Origin of the sequence: Moorena sp. SIO2C4, from assembly GCF_010672485.1 — a bacterium.
GTDB lineage: Bacteria > Cyanobacteriota > Cyanobacteriia > Cyanobacteriales > Coleofasciculaceae > Moorena > Moorena producens.
In genome coordinates, this window is sequence record NZ_JAAHGN010001031.1 from 1 (window position 1) to 2675 (window position 2675).

The 2675-nt window shown below is 40.1% G+C and carries 4 protein-coding genes and 1 pseudogene; 4 read left to right on the forward strand and 1 reads right to left on the reverse strand.

The window, feature by feature from the left end:
- From F6K20_RS33190 to F6K20_RS33200, 3 genes are all read left to right on the forward strand, one after another.
- A partial coding sequence (locus F6K20_RS33190; protein ID WP_287297603.1) for a DNA double-strand break repair nuclease NurA occupies window positions 1–379 on the forward strand: 379 nt, incomplete at its 5' end.
- Between the two features lie 398 nt (window positions 380–777).
- The gene (locus F6K20_RS33195) at window positions 778–1386 is read left to right on the forward strand and encodes a hypothetical protein (RefSeq protein ID WP_287297605.1); all 609 of its coding nucleotides are present in this window, start codon (window positions 778–780) and stop codon (window positions 1384–1386) included.
- Window positions 1387–1408: 22 nt separating this feature from the next.
- Window positions 1409–1552 (forward strand): hypothetical protein, encoded by a 144-nt coding sequence (locus F6K20_RS33200; protein WP_287297607.1) that lies wholly within the window; start codon window positions 1409–1411, stop codon window positions 1550–1552.
- Between the two features lie 184 nt (window positions 1553–1736).
- On the opposite strand, the gene xseB is transcribed toward F6K20_RS33200, so the two are convergent.
- Window positions 1737–2000 (reverse strand): exodeoxyribonuclease VII small subunit, encoded by a 264-nt coding sequence (gene xseB, locus F6K20_RS33205; protein ID WP_287297609.1) that lies wholly within the window; start codon window positions 1998–2000, stop codon window positions 1737–1739.
- 101 nt (window positions 2001–2101) lie between these two features.
- Between xseB and F6K20_RS33215 the strand changes: the two are divergent.
- Window positions 2102–2666: pseudogene (locus tag F6K20_RS33215) on the forward strand (Rpn family recombination-promoting nuclease/putative transposase); the annotation flags it as partial.
- Window positions 2667–2675: the final 9 nt, after the last annotated feature.

The following is a 2675-nucleotide window of genomic DNA, read 5'->3' on the forward strand; positions in this document are numbered from 1 at the left end:
TCTCTGGGCAAGTTTCTTGCAACCAGGACAGCGTAGCCCTCTATTTAAGAGTTCGGCACGGATTCTGGATTTATACGACCATCACCGGATCTATTTCTGTTATGTCCATGTGGGTACAGAAATTGCTCGGATCGAGATGCCAGAATGGGTAGCCCAGAATTCGGCATTGCTCAATCAAGCCTTGAGTTTAATGCTCGGCCAGGTCTATAAAGGCTATGGTTATCCCATTGCTGTGTCTGAAGCTCATAATCAGGCCGTGATTAAGGCCGGTGACCGGAATCGCTTCTTTGCTTTGCTTGAACAACAAATGATTCGGGCAGGTGTCAAAAATGTGGGAATATCCTATAAGGAGGCTCGTAAACGGGGTAGTATTAGTTGAATGAAGAATGAAGAATGGAGAATGTAGAATGAAGAATGGAGAATTTAGAATGAAGAATGGAGAATTTAGAATGAAGAATGGAGAATTTAGAATGAAGAATAGTGAATGCAGAATTTAGAATTTATAATGCAGAATAGTGAATGATGAATGGATAATTTAGAATTTATATATAATGGATAATTTAGAATTCATATATAATGGAGCATGAAGAATGGTGAAGGCAGAATGGTTAAGGCAGAAAGCAGAATGGTTAATTCTACATTCTTAATTCTACATTCTTAATTCTACATTCTCAATTCTACATTCTTAATTCTACATTCTTAATTCTACCTTCTTAATTCTACATTCTCAATTCTAAAAAATTTTTACCTTATCCAATTAAAAACCGGTATCATGTCATGGCAAATGTATTAAGAATTCTGTTTAAACAAGATAGCTATCTCAAGCAAGAGCCGATTCAATCATCCCAATTGCCTGATAATAAACGTCAGATGATACCAGCAGGTACTATCTTAGTACTTCGCTATTATGGTCAGGAATCTGGCAATCACCTTAAACTTGGTTTAAAAGATATTGCGTTTAAAGGTTTCAGTGGTGATTGGTATGCCTTTGAAGACCATGTAGCCATTATGATGGAGAGTATTCAACCGGTAGAAACCGTTAGTAATGTAGTCTCTAAACAACAGGATCAGACTGCTTTAAATATTCCTATTTATCAGAATACCTTAGTCAATCAACCGGTTTTACTTAACCTTTTATTTAATCAAGATACCGTAATTAAGCGAGCTCCTATTCAATCTAATATGTTGAATGAAGCATCAAAGCAGGAAATTCCAGCAGGCACTGATTTGGTGATTGTTGCCGATCAACCTAGTGCTGATAATACCATTAAGTTTACCCTGGAGGAGAATCATGTAAAATTTACCCTCAAAGATCTAGAATTCAAGGGCTTTAGTGAAGATTGGTATGCCTTTGCTGGACATGTTGGTATTCAAGGAATGGGGTGATATAAGCAGTCAGCGGAAGGCCTTGGCCGTTGGCCACGCTACGCGAATGGCCACGCTACGCGAACAGCGGTTAGCGGAAGGCCTTGGCCGTTGGCCACGCTACGCGAATGGCCACGCTACGCGAACAGCTTTGTGGCACAGGCTTCTAGCCTGTGACTGTGACTAGCCTGTGACTGTGACTAGCCTGTGACTATTAAACCAATGCTTACCGGTTTTATTCAAAAGTTGACGGCTGATTGCTGATAGCTTTCCGTGGCACAGGCTTCTAGCCTGTGACTCTTAAAGCAATGCTTACCGGTTTTATTCACAAGCTGACAGCTAAAGGCTGACCGCTGACGGGATAATTACTCTTAAAAATCTGAATCATCACTCAGCGTCTCAATTAACAAATCCATCTGTTGCTGTCGCTGATCCAGAAAATCTTCACATTGATGGAGATATTGAACGGCAACGGAGAACTGATCAAACACGTCTGCTAATTCTAGTTCTCCCGTTTCTATTTTCCTAATGATAGTTTCCACTTTAGCCACCGTCGCTTCATAGTTCCAGGTTTCTCCAGAAGGGATTTCAGTTAGATTTGAATCAGTTAGGTTTGAATCAGATTGAGTTTCCATAGATAGCAATTGTTAATGGGGTGAGATATAGAATTTTTTGATTACCGATTACCGATTACCGATTACTATAGCTATAGGTATAGTTAAGTAATGACCTAAATGTGAAAACCGATACCATATTCTATCGCCTGTTTCAATCGTTCCCCAGCATCTTTTTTGAATTAATTAACCATTCCCCTACAGAAGCACAAGCTTATCAATTCGCTTCTGTAGAAGTCAAACAACTAGCATGCAAGAATTGATGGGGTATTCCTGCCCACAATCACCACAGCCCAACAACCAATTTATTTTGTAGAAGTCCAATTTCAGAGGGACTCTCAATTTTACTCCCGCTTCTTTAGTGAAATTTTTCTGTACTTAGACAAAACCGAACTCAGCAATGATTGGCGTGGTGTGGTGATTTACCCTAGCCGCAATGTGGATAAAGGAGCTACTGTTAGGTATCGAGAATTACTGGATTCTCCAAGGGTATCTCGGATTTATCTCGATGAATTAGTCGAGACCTCTGCACCATCGGTGGGTATCGCCACAGTACAGCTAATTGTCACCGAGGAAGATTCTGCGATTGCATTTGCTCAAGACTTGATTCAACGAACCACTGAGGAGGTAGAGAATGAACGACAAAAGCGAGAACTTCTACAATTAATAGAGACCATACTGGTGTATTAAGTTACC

Excerpts from the sequence above, each read along its gene's own strand:
- xseB (WP_287297609.1), bottom strand. The coding sequence starts at position 2,000 with ATGGAAACTCAATCTGATTCAAACCTAACTGATTCAAATCTAACTGAA.
- F6K20_RS33195 (WP_287297605.1), top strand. The coding sequence starts at position 778 with ATGGCAAATGTATTAAGAATTCTGTTTAAACAAGATAGCTATCTCAAG.